Consider the following 16,596-nt stretch of genomic DNA (forward strand, 5'->3'; position numbering starts at 1 on the left):
CAACGGGTGCTTTGCCCTCCGGAGGGCCGTCACGTTCGGTGCTAATCCTTGTAAGCGAACTCACGCAGGTAAGCCGGCCTTGCGTTCCGGACGCCCTCGAACAGACGGCCGGGCTTAAACCACTCTGCTTAAAGGTCGCCGATAAGCATTTTGTTGCGGGCAAATGTTTAAAGGCGAGCCTCTTATAAAGTCTTGGACCTGATGATGATTCGCGCATACGGCACGACAACCTCGCTCTCCCGCAACATGTAGAGGTCGCCGTCGACCGCTCCTCTCTGTTGTACGGTTTTCCTATAAGCCTTGTGCTCAGCTAGATAGGGTTTGACGCCAATTTCAAGCCCAGAGCTGGCAATCCCTAGTCCTATTATTTCGAACTGATGAGGGCTATGTTTATCCAGGAACGTAATAGGTACGCCCATGTCTCCAGAATAGTCTTTTGGCAGGTCCTTTACCTGCGACACCTCGATGGCGTCGTAATTGGCATAACTGGGGTACGCATATTCGTGGCCACGGTACTCCTTAACAAGAATGATTTCTTCGTTGCGCTTCTCGTGCGGAAGATTCGTGAACCAAGAAATGGCAGGAACCTTGCCGAACTTGTTGCCAGCTTCGTCCAGCCTATCCCACTTTTCATAGTCGGCCGACAACTTAAACTCCATCGTCTTGTTCGCAGAATGACCAAGCCATAGTTGGCCATCCCTGAGCAGCCTGAAGATGTCTTTGTAGGTAATGGCGTTATTGTTGCCAATAATCACAAATTTCTTCTGATGCTCTATCAATTGGGCGACGTATTCCCTGAAAAGGGAGAAGGGGGGATTAGTCACCACGATGTCGGCTTCGCAGAGCAACTCGATGCACTCAGCACTCCGAAAATCTCCGTCCCCCTCGAGGGAAGTCCTGACACCCGCCATGTCGCTGCCACCGGTGTATTCACGCTTGTAGGAGACTTCGCCTCGAGCGTAATGAGTCGCGACAACTTTGGCCAACCGAAGATGCGTGAAATTTAGCGTGAAGTACTTCCAGAAACTCGACCACTCAGGGTCGTCGCAGTTGCAGAAGACGACCTTGTCCTTAAAGTGGTCCTTGTACTGCCGTAGCTCTTTCTCGATGTCGGAAAGCTGGGTGTAGAACTCGTCGTTTTTTGCGCGTTTCGCCGCGGCGAGTGAGTTATTGTTTGCGCTGGTAGCGCGGATTGCACTGGCACTGGCCAAGGTCTGCTCCAAGAAAGAGCAGCACCCGTAGCAAGCGTGAGTCGACCTTTCCGCCTGCTTGTGCAGAAGGCGGTGCTACGAGTGAATATCCTTGTGGGTGCTGGTGTTGTTGAGGGCCGCGCTTGCGGCGGCTATAGCGCGTCTAGGGGTCGCGATTTATACGCAGGCGAAACGCCCGTTTGGGTCCTACCTACGGCCGTTGTGACCCTTCGGCTGCGCCTTTCACCCGGCGTGCTCCGCCTCGGCGCCATTGGTCGAGCCCGAGTCTGGCTTACCCCGGAATCGGCACCATGGCCCCTTTATTGCGAGACGTTCGCCGCAGAGCTCGCGACTAAGGGCTGAGCTCCTGCTGAGCTCCGGGGCGCCAGTTCTGCTAATACCGGTTATCAGAAGCAGGAGGTTGGACTTCGAGTGGTTTCGTCGGCTACTATTTTGGGCCCGCCTACCCCGCCTACCCCGCCTGTCCGAACCCCGAGATTCCTCCAGCATGCAACGAGCTAGCAAGCAATCCCTCGACCACTACGACGAGCGCCGTCGGTGTAGCCAGGCGCTGGAACCCGCCGCTCGGAAGCTCATGCAGCAGATGCAGGACCGTGAAGTGTTGTGCATCGTTAAAGACAAGCCTTGGGCCTCGTACCGGGTAATTTCGGCGACTAGGGACGAAGTGGTTCAGCTAGCGGAGATGCAGCTCGCAACTGCATGTGGCGGGTCGCTGGGGGACGTGCTCGACTGCCTCGACCCCCTTCCGGCTCCAGATTCGCTACGGGAAGACGATGTCTGGAAGGCGGCCCTGAGGTCTTTGGAAGGACCCGACCACTCCCCGCCAGCGTTTCGCTGGTGGCCGAACACGACCGCGGGCCAAAGGGAATTTGCAGCAGCTGCCGCATCCTGTGGGTTGGCTGAGGAAGCTGCCATGCTCGTAGCCCGAGGCCATAGCCGATAAGCGGGGGGCCTGGTCCCTGGCCCTTTCGCGCAGGGTCAATCCTCGCGAGCCTGAAGTGACGCAAGTGCCTGAAGTGCCTTACGGAACTCCTCTTGGCCATCGAAATACCGGTTATCCGAAGTCTCCGGCGGCTGATTCGACGCCGACCTTCCCTGTTCCGCGCGCTAGCGCGCGGACCCCTATTCCTCGAGGTACTCAGGGATTCGCACCAGGAGCTCCCGGACGACAGAGGCAATGGTTAGCCGTACCGACCCCGGACCCTTCTGGTCGCAGGCAGTGAGCAGGCGCCGCATCTCGTAAGAGCCGGGTCGGCTTCCCGGGAACTTCACGGTTGCGTCAAACAGCCCATCAGCCGCAGTTCTCAGGTCCGCGGCGGCGGGGCCTTGGCTGAGCCCGAACCTTGCACCGTACTCCGATGGCGTGATACGCCGCCCAGGGGCCCCTTCGAGGGCAAGCCTTAGGAGCCTCTTCTCCGGAACAGAAAGCGAGTGCACCGCGCGAGCTACTGCGGCCAGTGCTAGGTTCTCATCGTCCATATCTTTGGTCCAGTTCGGCTCGGCCCTCTAAGGGCGAGCCCTTGACGCGTCGCTCAGTTGGTCCGCCATCATTGCGATGCTCGCGACAACACGCGCGGCTTGTTTGAGCTCCACGCGGTCGGAGTGCATTCGCAAGTTGTCGTCCACGACTGAGAACATCCTGTCGCCGTCGTGGGAGCCACGAAGCTTCTGCCATGCGACGACCCCCGACTCCTCGAGTTGCTCCCGCGTGAACACCACGCCTTCAATGTCGTCGTAACCCCGGTCGCAAAGGTGGAACAGGTCGTCCTCGAATCGCCCAGGGTCACGGACGAACACGTACGGGATGTCACCTCCGATGTGGGCCATCAGGTCGCCCACGCCTGGGTCGTCCGATACGTGGTCGCCGATGTAATCCAATTGCTTGGCCCAACGCATGAGCTCAACCACCGCTGCATGGCTCTGGTCCCCTGGTCGTTGCACGCGCAACCGAAGCTGGGGCAACGGTGCGTCGATGGTTGTCCAGGGCGCGGCATCCGAGCCTGCGACGAGCCTTCCGGCCTTGCCGGCCGCCGCGGCCGCATTCCAGTCCCTGAAGCCGTTCTGCTTTGCGACGGCCTCCAATGCGTCGGCTCGCTTGAGCGGGTGCCCTGAGGCGTTGGCTTGCACCTGCAATGCCTCCGCCTGAGCCTTGAGGCTGTAAAGCGAGTCATGCGTATGCGTCGATTTGAATTCCATGGTTTCTCCATATCCAGGCACATCAACAGGCGTTGTTCGCATTACGCCGGCCTGGGAAAACCAAGGTGGCGACAAGAGTTCGAAGAGCAGATTCACCAAGCCTGGAGGAGGCGCGAACGGCGGGGCTGCTACCCACTATTCCGGAGTGTATCGCGAGGTGCGGCTTTCAGGGGCTCCTTGCTAGACGGTGCATGCCCCAACTATCTGCTTTGCGTCAAGCCGCTCCCGCCAGGAGTGACCTCCCCGTCTTACCCGCCCTCCCCGGCGTAGGTATCCTTTGGGACGTCGACGGCGTCCTTGTGCGCAGCGAGCCACTTCACATGGAGAAGTTGGTCGCGGTGGCGCGCCGCTGCGGCGTCGAGATTCCCGCAGCTGCTTTCTCGACGGTACAGCGCTTCACCGTGCCTGGAGCGGAAGGCGCGCCTGTGGAGGCCCAAATGCCGCTATACGGCGCTGGCGACAAGAACGTCTACCACTGGCTGGTGAGCATTCGCCCTGAAATCAAGCAGGTACTCTCGCTGGACCAGTGGCTCGCTCTGCTCCTCGACCACTACCTGGCGCAAGCACACCGCATCGAAGCCCGAGGCTCGATACCAGAGGTGGTCAGACAGCTCGAATCCGCCAAAGCTCTCCAGGGCGTGGTTACGAGCGGCATCCCTGCCCAGGTGACTGCCAACCTCAAAGCCGTGGGCCCGGCCAGCGAGCACTTCGCCTTCGTGCTGACGGCAGACGATGTGACGCAGTCAAAGCCGCACCCTGAGGGGTATTTGCGAGGGGCCGCGCTGTTGGCCGATAAGTTTTTGTCGACAAAATCCGGCCCGCTCGTCATCGTTGCGGTGGAAGACAGCCCTCCCGGTGTCCGGGCAGCCTTGGACGCGGGGCTGCTGTGCATCCAATTCCTGTTGCCAGGCCAGGCGCCTGAAGTCTTGACGCCGCACGAAGCGGGCCGTTTTCGGGCCGCGACGAGCGCCGAGGAGGTGCTGGCTGCCATTCACGCGTTTGCCGAGCAGCAGCGCGGGCGGTAGCCCGCCCTGGGGGCAAGCTTCAAGACGCGAGAGCCTTTTCGAACTCGGCGACAGCTTCCTTGCTCAGCCATTGGTGGATGTGCTTGTCTCGGATGGGGCCGTGGTGCTCCAGGGTGAACCGCAGGAGCCGGGCACAGTACTCGATGGCGAACGCATGGTTGGCCTTGGTGACTGCCTGGAACGCCTCGCAATCGAGAGTGCCGGCGGCGGCTCGCACCAGGTCCTTGAGGGACTGGTCGAAATTCATGGAGTTACCCGAGACCTGGAAGATTCCAGCCTCGATGGTGCACGGCGTGTTCGAGTCCGGGTTCGTCGTATCGACGCCTGCGGTCCACTTCCAGGAACTCTCGTAGCCGGCGAGCACCCGTAACACCTCAAGCATGACCGCCCTCCTCTGGCGCATATCGCCAGGCGTGAAGGGGCCGAGCACCGGGGCAACGTCGGAATAGATTTCGTGCTGCGGTCGAGGTGCGAAGATGTCGTCGGGAGCGGTTTTGGCCCATGCGACGATTTCGTCCAGGAAGGCATCTGGTGCGACCCCTCGGTTGTGGACCTTCTTTTTCGCGGCAACGAATGGCGTCGGGTTTGGCATCAGGGGTACCTCCTGGGACGCGGATGGTCCCACCGTTCTGCCGGCGCGGCAAGCCCGCGGCCGCCACCGTTCGTGCGGGCCAGCGTGGAAAAAGCCCTGTGAACAGGTCACAGGGCTTTGGAATGAGCGAAACGAATCTAGACAGCGGTCCGGAGCGCGTCGAGCTCGTCGAGCTTGTCAGCAAAAGCCAGGACGCCGGCGCCGAGAGCGCGCAAATCGCTGGGTGTGAGACGCGACGGCAGCTTGATGCTGATGTCAGGCGTCTTGTCCGTCAGCAACGTAGCCTTGATGACCGTCTCGGTCTTGCCCTTGAGCCCGACCTCGAGCTGGGCCATCCCGCGGACGGTTCCGCTGGGCGTCTTGAATATCTGCTTGTTGATTTGGTGCATCGTTTGGTGAACGTGAGGTCTTCCCTGTAGCAATGTCCGCTGGGTCTTGGGAGGGGACGCCGCCCCTCAGCCCTCTTCGACGGCCTGAGCCTGGCGCGTGTCGACGACCACACCGGCCTTGGCGAACTCGGCCATGGTGTAGCCCTTCTTCAGGGCGTTCGACCAAATGAGGGCGTGCTCGCGAACGAAGGCCGCGCGGGCGCCGTAGGCCGTGTCGCTGAAGGTGTCGTAGAGGACGGCATTGTGGGGCCGCGGGGTCACGACGGCGAAATGCCCCTTGCGGTGCCAATCGGAGTGCTGACTTTCTTGGTTCGGCATGACTTGTCCTTTTGTCTGGTTGGCCTGAGAGGTATAGCGCCCTGCCCTCGCCCAGTGAACATTGGCGCCCGAAAGGGGCGCTCAGGACCGGTCTTAGGCCGCCGGCCTGCAGCCTGGCGGACCCGCCGGCGGGCTCTCCTAAACCCTTCCTCGGCTGCCCTGCCCCGCTAGCTATACGGCGCAGGACATAACCAAGGAAAACCATGCAATACAACAAGACGGCTCTCGAGCTCGACCTCTTCGTGAACAGCTCCACTCACGTGGACGGCACGGTGACCCAGCTCGAGAAGCTGTTTTACCCATTTGAAGACATAACCGACAAGTCCGTCTCGCTGGCTGCGGCCTACCGCGCGCGCGTGACGACCCCGACAGGCGACCACACGGTCTTCGTATCCTATCGGGAACTGGCCGGAGCGCCGACCTACAACCTGTGGTGTGGCGACAAGTTCTCCGAAGGCAAGGACCTCACCGACGCGCAAGCGAAGGAGCGCTGCAAAAAGGCGGCGGAAGGAACTTCCGACCCGAGGACGCTGATTGCCCAAATGATGTCCGAAGGCTTCGCGAAAATGCCGGAGTCGACGGGCTGCAACTTCTGGCGGCTGATGCGAAGCAACAAGATTTGCAAGCACGTCGAAACGTTCCTGTTTCACCTGAAGACGAACAACCCGGACTTCGCGACCGAGCTGGCAACGGACTACAAGGCCGTTGCGAGCGGCGTCCCGCCAACGGCCGCCGCGTCCTCGAAGCACTACACCCTTGCCGACCTGGCCTTCCGAGTGCCGGTGCTCTACGAGGGTGACCGCGGCGCAGGTAAGACCTTCGAAGCTCGCGCGTTCGCGCGCAGCCGAAAGCTGCCGTACGTGGAATGCCCGGGGCACGAAGGTATCGAGGCGCCCGACCTGCTCGGCTTTCTTGTGCCATACGGCCCTGGCCAGATGGTGTGGAAGGACGGACCGCTTTCCGAGGCGTTCCGCAAAGCTCAGAAGGGCAAGACGGTGCTGGTGCTGGACGAAATTCTGCGCATCCCCAATCGCGAGCTTTCCATCCTGCTGACGGCGTTCTCGCCGGACAACGGGGTGTACCGGCTGCGCACCGGTCGAATCGTATCTGTGGAAGACGGCATCGCGAGCGAAGAAACGCTCGAATGCCCGGTCGAAAACCTCTGTGTCGTGGCGACCACCAACGTGGGCTCCGAATATGCGGTGGATGACTGTGACCCGGCGTTGGCCGAGCGATTCATCGTGCTGCGCAAGGACACGAACGAGGCTGAACTGAAGCGCATCCTCACGGGGATTGCGGTCAAGAACGGGCTCTCCGCTACCGAGGTGACGAAGGCTCTCAAGTTCTTCAAGCACATGGGTGAGGCGATGAACAACGGGCTGGTGAAAAACATCCCGACGACCCGAACCATGGCTCGCGCGTTCGAGCTGGCGGTGGTCGATGAGGACGTCGTCAAGGGGCTGCGCTCGCAGATTCTTCTGTGGGTTGCGCGCACCAGCGAGGGCAAACCTGTCGCAGAGCAGGTGACGTTCGTGACGGCGACTTTGGACAAAGACTTCCCTTAACAAAAGGAGCTATCAATGCACGCGCTTTCCTTCGCAGGGCTCTCCCCGCGACCACGTGGCGCGCCGGTAGCGCCTTCGCCTCCGCCGCCACCCCCGCCACCTCGGCGGTACACGCTGTCCGACCAGTTCTTCAAAGGATGCATCGACCGCGCCATTCAGGCGGCAATCTTCGGCCCGATAACGCTGGGCGAGAAGCAGGTGGTGAAAATGAAGCCTGCGTTCGACACGGCATGCTGGGTGCATCTGCCGCCGCATCGAATCTACATCGGGGCGGACCTGTTCGAGAAGGACATGGTCAAGCTGAAGCTCTCGAGCGAGCTGCAAGAAAAGTACATCGCCAACCACTATCACCACGAGCGGGCACACGCCCTGTACACGATTCGAGACCTAACGGTCCCGAAGAAGGCTCTGGCGAAGATGAAGGCCCCGTTCTCGCTCTGGAATCTGTTCGAAGATGCGTATATCGAGGACCGGTATCGCCGTGAGGCAAGTTACCAGTTCGAATGGCGCCTCATGGAGGACGGCGACTTCAACAGCCGACCGGAAAGCGTCCTGTTCGCGTTGATACAGCGCGAAGGCGCACTGGACGACGTGACTGCTGACCTCGACGCCTGGACCTACAACGCAAAGAAGGCAGGACGGCCCGACGGACCCATTGCCATCGACGCAACGGGTCTGCGCCTGGAGCCCGACGTCAAGTCGGCGCTCAAGGTCTGGCTGCCGAAGGTTGCATTGTTCTATGCGCGAGCTGTCGCCGTAAGCGGCTCGATGGACCTTATGCCCATCATCAAGGCGTGGATTGCCGAGTTTGGCCTGCCGCCTGAGCGTCCGCCTGGCAGTGGCCAGTTTCCGGGAATTTCTTCGGACCTCCAACTGGGTGAGGGGCTGCAAGCGAGCCCCGAAGCACTCGCGGAGTTCGACAAGGATGCCAAGCCCATGATGGGCGGCGAAACACCTCGAGGAAGCGGGGGGAAGGGCACCGAGGCAGAAGACGACGCGTCTAAGGACGTCCCGGTGTCGCAAAAAGGCACCGTTCTCGGTGACGCGGAGCACTACGTGGACCCGTCAAGGGTGGATGCGGTGTTCCAAAAGCTGAGGAAGTTCTTCGAATCGAAGAGCCGCCATATTTCGACCTTGACGCCACAGCGGCGGGTTTCGGCGAGGCACTTCGCGGTCGGCCGCGCGCCCTACCGAAAGGTGGAGTTGCAGGGCCGCGCCAAGAAGAAAATCGTGATTGTGGTGGATTGCTCCGGCTCTATGGGCATGAATGACGGCCTCCACATCAATGAGGCACGCATCCTGGTCGCCGCGCTCTCGGAGCTGGCACGCAAGGGGCTCCTTTCCGGACACGTCGTCCTCACGGGTGTCGAAAAAGGGCCAATCCACGAGACCTATGAGCTTCCGATGCAGGTCGAGACCACGTCCAGAATCGGTGCCGAGTTTGGGGCCGAGGGGCTGGAAGCGGCCATTCGCGCAAACATGAAGCTGTGCAAGGAGGCGGACTACGTGTTCGTCTACACGGACGGACACATCACGGACCACCGCATCAAGAAGTCGGAACTGCACGCGCAGGGTGTTTACACCTGGGGCCTCTATGCGGGTTTCGACCAGTCGCTCCTGGCGGGCCTCCTGGCGTACTTCGATAAGGCCGTGCTGCGCACCTGCGCAGAGGACTTGGTCGACGCCATGCTAGCGCAGACAAAGTAGCTAGCCTTTCTTCAAAGCCTTGTCGCTCCGCGGCAAGGCTTTTTTCTAGATTGCTGGCTGGCTTGGCGGCCGGTTTAGGGCGTGGGCCCGCGCCGGCGCAACTCCCTATACGCGGTCAAGGAAACCAAACCAGAAAGACCATGCGTCAAGACAAAGCCATCAAGTACTTGCGGCACGCCGCAAGCTTTGCCCGAGAGTTCTCCAAGGACCGTTCGACTAAGGTCGGCGCCCTGTTCCTGCACCCAACGGATTTCACCATCCTGACCGCCGGCTACAACGGCATGCCCCGTGGGGCTGACGACGATGCTCCCGAGCGCCACGAGCGGCCTCTGAAATACGAGTATTTCGAGCACGGCGAGCGAAACGGTGTCTTCAATGCCGTCCGCCCGCTCCTTCGAGGCTCGATTTGCCTGACAACCGAAGTGCCGGGGATGAGCACCGCGCGCGCCGTCATTGCGGTGGGCGCCAGCGAGCTCTGGTTCCCGTACACCCAACTGCCGACAGATGGGCTCAAGCGAGCCCTCGCCCTGTTCGCAGAAACGGGGGTCAAGGTGCAGTCGTACCGCGGAGGCGTCGTCGCCGGCGACCCAGAACGGCACACCCGCAAGCTGACCGCATACCTGGCGCATGCACGCTCCTTGGCAGCAAACCTGGCCAAGGACCCTCGCGCCGGCGCTACGCTCTTCCTCGAACCGGGCACCTACACCCAGCTCGCCGAAGGCTACAGTGGTATGCCACGCGGCTCCAATGATGGCGCGAGCCACCGCTACGACGGCGAGGAACGACAGTTCTGGGTCGAGGACTCGGTGCGCAATGCCATCTACAACAAGGCACGGCCCTTGCTGACCGGCAGCGTCGCTGTCGTCACTGAAATGCCCTGCTCGGAATGCTTGCGCGCCATCGCTGCAGTCGGCGCCTCGGAGGTCGTCACGACGCCTCCTTCGGCCGAGTTCCAGGCCCGTTGGGCCGAACAGCTCGAGCGTACGCGCGCAATGGCGGACGAGCTTGGCATCTCGCTGACTTTCGTACCCCGCGATGAGCTCGCCCCCGCAAAGCTGGAGTTCGCGCTGTAGGCCCGCGCTCCCGCTGATTTCAAAAGCTCCTGCCGGCATTTGCCTGCAGGAGCTTTTCTGTGGCTAAAGCGGGTGCGCTAAACGGCGCATGCGAATTCCCCCGCCCGACCTGCTCGCGCGGCTTGACCCGAGTGCATTCAACCTTGCGAATGCTCCGCATGCGAGCCTCGCCCACCCCGACCCCGACGAACTAGGCCTTGACCAAGGTCGTCGAAGTTTCCTGCGCGCGGCCGCCGGCGCGGCCGCTGCCGGCTTCCTCCCTCCGGCAAACAGCGCGATGGTGTTCAATACGGATGTGGGCTCGGAGCCCGCGAAAGAAGACGCCCCTGCCCCGCAGGCGGTCGAAGAGGGCAAGGCGGAGCTGGTGCTGCCTCAGGCTCCCCGGCAACAGGCGATGCGTCGCCTTGCGATTGGCGAAATCCCAGGAGACTTCTGGGAGCGCCCCCGCGAGCTGCACCTCCAACGTCAAGGCACGTCCGAGCGGATGCGAATCGTCTACTGGCGCGACGGGAAGCTGGTCCCTGAGGGCTACTGGGCCGCCTGCAACCTGCTACGGGACGTCAAAGCCAAGATGATGACCTACATGGACCCAGCGGTCCTGGACATTCTGCGCGGCATCCTTGGCTACTACGAGGCCTGGAACTGGAACTACCCCATCATCATCACCTCCGGCTACCGGACGGTTGGGACCAACAATGGCCTGAAGTCCGAAGGAGCAGCGAAGAACTCGATGCACCTTTACGGGCGCGCGGTCGACCTCTACATGCAACGCATCCCGGTCGCCCACCTCGGCCAACTTGGCATGCACTTCCAGCGCGGGGGTGTGGGCTTCTACCCGCAAAGAGGCTTCGTGCACCTCGATACAGGGCGCCTGCGCAGCTGGAAAGGCTAGGGGTACGGATGGCCGGGCCCAATAGGCCTACTTCGGCTGGACGGCCATGACAGTTTCTATGGGCAAGCGCCGTTTCATTTGAGACGCCCAGCGCCCCTTGCGGGGGCAATCGCTAGACGTGAACAGGACAACCAACCCCCCCTGTTCATGGAAATCTCATTCAACCACGTCATCAAGCTGGCAGCCCGCTTGGGGCGCAGCATCCACATCTTCGACCTGGAGTGCACCACCTTTCGCGGCATGGCGAACTTTGGCATCACCGAGGTTGCCGGCTTCCGGGTCTGGCCTGACAAGGACTCCGGCGCCATCTACAGCCACCTCATCAACCCCGAGCGAGAAATCTCGCGTGAAGCTCAAAAGCTGACCGGCATCACACAGAGCATGGTCGCCGACAAAGAGCTTTGGGGTGCGCGCTACGCCGCCGACTACCGTCGAATGGCCGGCGACACCTGGCTCACCGGGTACAACATCAAGACCTTCGACCTTCATGCCGTCAAAGACATGAACGAGCGGTACGGATTCCCCATCGACGAGTTCAAGTTCGTCTTCGACGTCCGGGACCTTCACCTGAACCTGTCGTGCGCTGAAAACAAAAAGGGAACGCTCGTCGAGGTGGCCGCGATGTACGGCGTGACCCCCAAAGGCGCAGCGCACAGGGCCAAGGCCGACGTTATCCTGACGGTGGAGACCCTGGACAAAATCATCGACCTCTACGGGATGCAGGCGGTCCTCGACCGAATTCTCCCGAAGGCCGATGGGGCCTACGACAAGCTGACAGCTCAAGCCATCGCGAAGTTCGTCAAGAACAAGACCCAGGTCTCGCTCCCGCAACTCGCCAAGGCCTTTGTCACGGACGAAAAAAAGGTGAGCTTCGAGCTCGCCGGGCCATCGACGAGCGCCTGGTCGACCCGACCATCTTCGCGGCCGCGGACACGCAGCATTGGCTTGCTGAAGCACTTGTTGAAGTCAACGGTGAGCTCGTCACTGGCGGCAAGCTGAAGCCTCTGTACGAGGCCTTGGCGTCCGGCAAGCCTGAAGGCGTGCTGCTGGACTACGTGCAGCTGCGCGTGGCCCTCAGTAGCATGGGCATGGACTGGAGCTCTCGAAAGCCCACCTGAAGCGACAATTCGAAACGCCGGCAATGCCGGCGTTTTTCTTTCACTAGGCGGCCAGAAGGGCCGGGCTGTCGTCCGTGTCGGCGCTGAGGTCCAGAAGAACCGTTTTTTGCTGCTGGTACAAGACCGAGATGCGGGTGACCCGCTCATCCGTGAGCTTGAGCAGCGCTTCCTGGCAGGGCTGTCCCACCGGGTAGTAGACCCAGCGCAGCGTCTTGGCGCAGATTTCGGCCAGGAGACGCGTATGCAGGCGCGCGGCCGGGATGCGGGAAGTCCGCCAGCCGCCACGGTCAAGAACGCGAACGTCCACGAACGTATCCGGGGCTGCGGTGCGGTCGATGTTGATGTCAAAGAGGGGTGCGAAGCTCTCAAGGCGGCGGCGGTCGGTTTCAGTGAGCTTCTCAGTTGCTCGAACGATGGTTGCGGTCATTGCGGTCTTTCCATAGGCGTTAGCCGTGGAGGTTCATCTGGCGGGCGGAGCCCGGGCTAAACCAGTAACAGCGCACAAATGCAAGCAAGGAGCGCTGTACCAGCGGGGTACCGCAGGGCAACCGCCACGTCCGTCGAGGAAGGAATGGCCGCCCAGGCGGTGATTCCACCCACCATCCCCCAAAGGAGTTCCTCTCCTATTGCGGCGGACGATGGGCGGAGCCAGAGAATCCAATAGCTCGCGGCGCCAAGCACCCACAAGGGGGCCAGTGCCACGAATCCAGTCGAAAGTTTTCCTGGGGTGAATGTGACAGAGCCGAGTTCCCAGTAGTTGTCGCGAACCCGCTTCGGGATGAGCGAAAAGCCCGCTGGCCGGCAGCCAAGGAGCAACGCAACGACGAAATGCGAAAGCTCGTGCGCGACCGTGGAGGGCAGCGACTGCACCGCAAGCATCGCAATGCGCCTGGTGGTCAGGAAATGCAGGCAGATGAGCCCGGCGACGATATGGCTGAGGTTCATGGCGCGCAACTCAGCAGCGGCGGCTCGTAACCGTCCGAGACGCGTTCTAGGAGGTTTAGGGGTCGACCGCCCACCACTCCGCCACGAAGGAGGAACTCACGCAGGCCGGCCGGGCTTGAAATGTTGCGTCCGCAGTGCAGCAGGCGCGCCTGGAAGGGCATCGGGCGGACGCGAAGGGGCGCCGAACCCAGTTGCCGGAGGTGGTTCCTCGACAGATTCTCTGTTTCGATAAACCGTCTAGCAACCAACCCACCAAATTTTTAGCCTTTCCGAATTTAAAGGGCGTCTTCTAGACAGACGGTCCTCTTCCGCTAGCTATAGGTGGCTGGTAGAGCTTCTCTTCTCCCAACAGGTTCAACACACACAAAGGCAATATGGATACCAAGCAAATCATCGCAAACCTCCAGGCATTCTTCCCTGCATCGGCCATCAAGTGGCGCGCCGGCAAGAAGGAAAGCGAGCGCCGCGGCCTCGCCCTCCCCTACATCGATGCGCGCGACGTTCAGGCCCGCCTGGATGCCGTCGTTGGCGCCCAGGGCTGGGAAGTCACGATGAAGCCGTCCTCGGTTGGCGTCATCGCCGGCATCAAGATTCTCCTGGACGGCCACTGGGTCCTGAAGGAAGACGGCGCCCAGTTCGACAGCTTCAAGGACAACGACGCCAAGGAACTCGCCATCAAGGGTGCGTTCAGCGACGGTTTCAAGCGCGCCGCCGTGATGTGGGGCATCGGTCGCTACCTCTACGCCTTCGAGGCGCCGGTGGTCGACCTGGACGAAAACGGCGAACTGGTGTCGACACCGACCTTGCCGCCGCAGTTCCTGCCGGAAGCCGACCGCGAAGCTGCCATTGCACAGGCCCAAGCCGGTGCGACGTCGAGCAAGACGACGGACACCGCAGCCGAGGTCCCCGCCCAAGCCAACCCCGTTGCTGAGGCCAAGGTGACTCCGGTCGCCGAGGTGAAGGCAATGCCGCCCGTAACGGAATCCGTCAAGGTTGCCGAGACGAAGCCCAAGGAAACGAAGGTCCAAAAGACCTCCGCCCCGGTGCCGGACACCAGCGCTGACGACGAGCGCCGCGCACGCGCAGATGCACTTGCTGACAGCGCTGCAGGCCAGGACACCGGCTCGAAGGCCGCTGCCGCGAACGACAGCGCGGCTGGCAACGGCGCTGCGAACGACAGCGGCACGGCCAGCACGGCACCGGCCGGCGCGAAGGTCGTTGCAGGCTTCGACTACGGGCACCTGACCCTGAGCGACGCTGAAGAAGGCTTCGTGAAGGACATCCTCGTGAAGGTGCCGAAGTTCCCGTATGAAGTGCTGAAGAAGTACCTCGACGGCGACAAGGCAAAGCAGAAGGTCAACGAGACCGCCATGAAGTGGCTGCTGAAGTGCCTTGACGAAGAGAACGCCCGCAAGAAGGCCGCTTAACCCTCATTCGGCCCGCACCTTAACCGGTGCGGGCTTTCACTTCCCTGAAATTTCCTGAACAAGCAAATGAAGAAGTCCCTCATCGCCCTCGCCCTCGCCTTCGGTTTCGTTGCGGCCGGTCACGCACAAGATGCGACGCCCACCTCGCCGGCGGCAATCCCCGCTCCCTTGCAGCTGGCCATCCAGGGCGGCATGAAGGTCGAGAACAAGTTCGACGCCGCAGGTGGCCTCACCGGTTGGATTCTGTCGCAAGGTGTCGGCAAGTACCTGGTGGCTTACACCCCGCCGGGTGGTGAAGTCGTGCTCGCGGGCATGCTGCGCAACGCCAAGGGCGAAGACCTGACGAAGCAATACCTCGACAAGTACGCCCCGAAGCCGGACTACGACAAGTTCTGGTCCCGCCTGGAGAGCACGCAAACCATCAACGAGGGCGCGCAAGGCAGCGCTGCGAAGTCGGTCATCTATGCCTTCATGGACCCGAATTGCATCTACTGCCACTTTGCTTGGAAGGCCCTGCAGCCTTACGAAAAGGTTGGGCTGCAAGTCCGCTGGGTGCCGGTGGCCATCCTTGGCGGCAACTCGCCCGGCCAGGCCGCGGCGCTCCTCACGTCGAAGGACCCGGTCGCGGCCTTTGCAGAGCACCAACGCACCTGGGACCCGAAGAAGAACCAGGTTGGCATCACGCCGCTGGCGAGCATCCCCATGTCTGCTAAGAAAACCCTCGACGCAAACAGCAGCCTCATGGTCGAGCTCGGCGTGAGCGGTACGCCTGGCATCTTCTACAAGGATGCCAAGGGCAAGGTGCAAAAGGTCGACGGTATGCCAGGCCTGAGGGACCTGCCAGGCATCACTGGCCTTCCCGAACAGGCCATCACCGACCCGGAGCTGCAGCGCTTCCGTCGCTGAGCAGGCGCACGCGCGGAGCATGGGGCTCAACCGGACCCAGCACAGACCGCCCTTCCTGCAAAGGCCTGCCTCTCGAGGCAGGCCTTTTCGTTGGCACGGGCATCATCCCCTCAGGCTCCGAAGTCCCTACACCGCAAAGGCACTAACTAGCACAATAGGAAGGAATACCTCCATGACGTCGTTCCTCGTCAAGAACGGCAAGGGCGGATATGTCGAGGCCCTCGAGGCCATGCGCCTTGGCTACGACTACGACGGCTACAGCCTCTATCACGGAGGGCTCCGGTTCACGCCCTTCGAGGTGGAGACGGTCGAGCCTCACCTGGATGCACATCAATCGTGCGCCACGGTCAGCGAGCTGGAGGAAAGCGGCCTTCTTCGCACGGAGACGGGCCGACTCTATAGGCGTTTGCCGTCAAGTTGACGCTTTCCTTCTCAGACTAACGCCAGCCAGGGCCCAAGTTTGGGCCGTGAGCTATACGACTCGTATATGTTCTTGCCTAACCTTTTCGCCGCTCGCCGGAAAGGGGCCCTATGCGCTCAACGTCTTGGGGCTGGCAATCGAGGTCATCCGCGTTTCAGGTAGTTTTCTCATGGCTTACGAGCGAATTCAGGTAGTAGGAAATATCGGGTCTTCAGAAACCCGAAAGTCAGGTGCAGGGAACCCGTACTTCGAGATGAGTGTGGCAACCGACAGAGGCATTGGTGGCGCCAAGCAGACCGTTTGGTACAAGGTCTTGCTATTCGGCGCGATGGCGCAGAAGCCCGAGGCTTTGGCGAACTACACCAAAGGCCGACAAGTTCTCGTCGAAGGTCGCCCCCAGGTGGAGGCGTACCTCAAGAAGGACGGAACACCAGGTCTGGACAACGCCATTGTCGCCATCTCCATGCCCGAGCTACTCGGCCACAAGTGACCGAAGGCTGGAAGCTCCCTTGCCCGCGCGCGAGCTACATCGCGCCACTCCAGATACCGTGATTAACATCCCCGGAGCCATTGGTTCCGGGGATTTCTTTTTGCCCGCTCAGTTGGCGCTGGCCTAGCCGTGTCGGCAGCAAGGTGGTTGCGGTTCCGTGTCTTGTCTTTCTGGTCGTACGGTCGGCCGGCAGCCGCTCCGTGCTCGAAAGGACGTGCCCCGGCGGCCGCCTCGTACGACCCCGAATTTCAGACCCGAGGTCCGCAGGCTTACCGAGTTCGTACCCCGTCTGACGGCGGTCCAGGATGGACCTTTCCGCTG

Annotated in this window: 18 protein-coding genes; 10 read left to right on the forward strand and 8 right to left on the reverse strand. The window is 61.6% G+C overall.

Annotation, left to right across the window (positions count from 1 at the left end; translation table 11 throughout):
• Positions 1-182 precede the first annotated feature (182 nt).
• The 3 genes from E5P2_RS31885 to E5P2_RS31895 form a co-directional block, all read right to left on the reverse strand.
• Entirely contained in the window at positions 183-1,211 is a 1,029-nt protein-coding gene (locus E5P2_RS31885) for an adenine-specific methyltransferase EcoRI family protein (protein ID WP_232076888.1), read from the reverse strand.
• A 1,122-nt stretch (positions 1,212-2,333) separates the two neighbouring features.
• The gene (locus E5P2_RS31890) at positions 2,334-2,690 is read right to left on the reverse strand and encodes a hypothetical protein (RefSeq protein ID WP_162571131.1); all 357 of its coding nucleotides are present in this window, start codon (positions 2,688-2,690) and stop codon (positions 2,334-2,336) included.
• Positions 2,691-2,717: 27 nt separating this feature from the next.
• Positions 2,718-3,407: a glyoxalase superfamily protein gene (locus tag E5P2_RS31895; RefSeq protein WP_162571132.1), complete on the reverse strand. Its 690-nt coding sequence runs from the start codon at positions 3,405-3,407 to the stop codon at positions 2,718-2,720.
• 191 nt (positions 3,408-3,598) lie between these two features.
• Here E5P2_RS31895 and E5P2_RS31900 point away from each other — a divergent pair, with 191 nt between their 5' ends.
• The gene (locus tag E5P2_RS31900; protein WP_269475011.1) at positions 3,599-4,432 is read left to right on the forward strand and encodes an HAD family hydrolase; all 834 of its coding nucleotides are present in this window, start codon (positions 3,599-3,601) and stop codon (positions 4,430-4,432) included.
• Positions 4,433-4,451: 19 nt separating this feature from the next.
• Here the strand turns inward: E5P2_RS31900 and E5P2_RS31905 are convergent, their stop codons facing one another.
• The 3 genes from E5P2_RS31905 to E5P2_RS31915 all read right to left on the reverse strand — a co-directional run bounded on the left by E5P2_RS31905 (position 4,452) and on the right by E5P2_RS31915 (position 5,731).
• The gene (locus E5P2_RS31905; RefSeq protein ID WP_162571134.1) at positions 4,452-5,024 is read right to left on the reverse strand and encodes a hypothetical protein; all 573 of its coding nucleotides are present in this window, start codon (positions 5,022-5,024) and stop codon (positions 4,452-4,454) included.
• 137 nt (positions 5,025-5,161) lie between these two features.
• The gene (locus E5P2_RS31910; RefSeq protein ID WP_162571135.1) at positions 5,162-5,413 is read right to left on the reverse strand and encodes a hypothetical protein; all 252 of its coding nucleotides are present in this window, start codon (positions 5,411-5,413) and stop codon (positions 5,162-5,164) included.
• A 66-nt stretch (positions 5,414-5,479) separates the two neighbouring features.
• Positions 5,480-5,731, reverse strand: coding sequence for a hypothetical protein (locus E5P2_RS31915; protein WP_162571136.1), 252 nt, complete (start codon positions 5,729-5,731; stop codon positions 5,480-5,482).
• 203 nt (positions 5,732-5,934) lie between these two features.
• On the opposite strand from E5P2_RS31915, the gene E5P2_RS31920 reads away from it, so the two are divergent.
• The 5 genes from E5P2_RS31920 to E5P2_RS31940 all read left to right on the forward strand — a co-directional run bounded on the left by E5P2_RS31920 (position 5,935) and on the right by E5P2_RS31940 (position 11,967).
• Positions 5,935-7,296 (forward strand): AAA family ATPase, encoded by a 1,362-nt coding sequence (locus E5P2_RS31920; RefSeq protein WP_162571137.1) that lies wholly within the window; start codon positions 5,935-5,937, stop codon positions 7,294-7,296.
• A gap of 15 nt (positions 7,297-7,311) precedes the next feature.
• Positions 7,312-9,003: a hypothetical protein gene (locus E5P2_RS31925; RefSeq protein WP_162571138.1), complete on the forward strand. Its 1,692-nt coding sequence runs from the start codon at positions 7,312-7,314 to the stop codon at positions 9,001-9,003.
• A 140-nt stretch (positions 9,004-9,143) separates the two neighbouring features.
• The gene (locus E5P2_RS31930; protein WP_068673669.1) at positions 9,144-10,076 is read left to right on the forward strand and encodes a hypothetical protein; all 933 of its coding nucleotides are present in this window, start codon (positions 9,144-9,146) and stop codon (positions 10,074-10,076) included.
• A gap of 88 nt (positions 10,077-10,164) precedes the next feature.
• Positions 10,165-10,968: a YcbK family protein gene (locus tag E5P2_RS31935; RefSeq protein WP_162571139.1), complete on the forward strand. Its 804-nt coding sequence runs from the start codon at positions 10,165-10,167 to the stop codon at positions 10,966-10,968.
• A gap of 147 nt (positions 10,969-11,115) precedes the next feature.
• Positions 11,116-11,967: a 3'-5' exonuclease gene (locus tag E5P2_RS31940; RefSeq protein ID WP_162571140.1), complete on the forward strand. Its 852-nt coding sequence runs from the start codon at positions 11,116-11,118 to the stop codon at positions 11,965-11,967.
• 162 nt (positions 11,968-12,129) lie between these two features.
• Here the strand turns inward: E5P2_RS31940 and E5P2_RS31945 are convergent, their stop codons facing one another.
• Positions 12,130-12,513, reverse strand: a complete 384-nt coding sequence (locus tag E5P2_RS31945; protein WP_068673665.1) for a hypothetical protein — start codon at positions 12,511-12,513, stop codon at positions 12,130-12,132.
• Between the two features lie 56 nt (positions 12,514-12,569).
• Positions 12,570-13,031 carry a hypothetical protein gene (locus E5P2_RS31950; protein ID WP_068673663.1) on the reverse strand — a complete coding sequence of 154 codons (462 nt, stop codon included), beginning with the start codon at positions 13,029-13,031 and terminating at the stop codon, positions 12,570-12,572.
• 374 nt (positions 13,032-13,405) lie between these two features.
• On the opposite strand from E5P2_RS31950, the gene E5P2_RS31955 reads away from it, so the two are divergent.
• The 4 genes from E5P2_RS31955 to E5P2_RS31970 all read left to right on the forward strand — a co-directional run bounded on the left by E5P2_RS31955 (position 13,406) and on the right by E5P2_RS31970 (position 16,275).
• The gene (locus E5P2_RS31955; RefSeq protein ID WP_068673661.1) at positions 13,406-14,458 is read left to right on the forward strand and encodes a Rad52/Rad22 family DNA repair protein; all 1,053 of its coding nucleotides are present in this window, start codon (positions 13,406-13,408) and stop codon (positions 14,456-14,458) included.
• A 66-nt stretch (positions 14,459-14,524) separates the two neighbouring features.
• Entirely contained in the window at positions 14,525-15,364 is an 840-nt protein-coding gene (dsbG, locus tag E5P2_RS31960) for a thiol:disulfide interchange protein DsbG (protein ID WP_068673659.1), read from the forward strand.
• 172 nt (positions 15,365-15,536) lie between these two features.
• Positions 15,537-15,785, forward strand: coding sequence for a hypothetical protein (locus E5P2_RS31965; protein WP_068673658.1), 249 nt, complete (start codon positions 15,537-15,539; stop codon positions 15,783-15,785).
• 46 nt (positions 15,786-15,831) lie between these two features.
• Entirely contained in the window at positions 15,832-16,275 is a 444-nt protein-coding gene (locus tag E5P2_RS31970) for a single-stranded DNA-binding protein (protein WP_162487232.1), read from the forward strand.
• Positions 16,276-16,596 lie beyond the last annotated feature (321 nt).

Origin of the sequence: Variovorax sp. SRS16 (assembly GCF_901827165.1) — a bacterium.
Taxonomy (GTDB): domain Bacteria; phylum Pseudomonadota; class Gammaproteobacteria; order Burkholderiales; family Burkholderiaceae_C; genus Variovorax.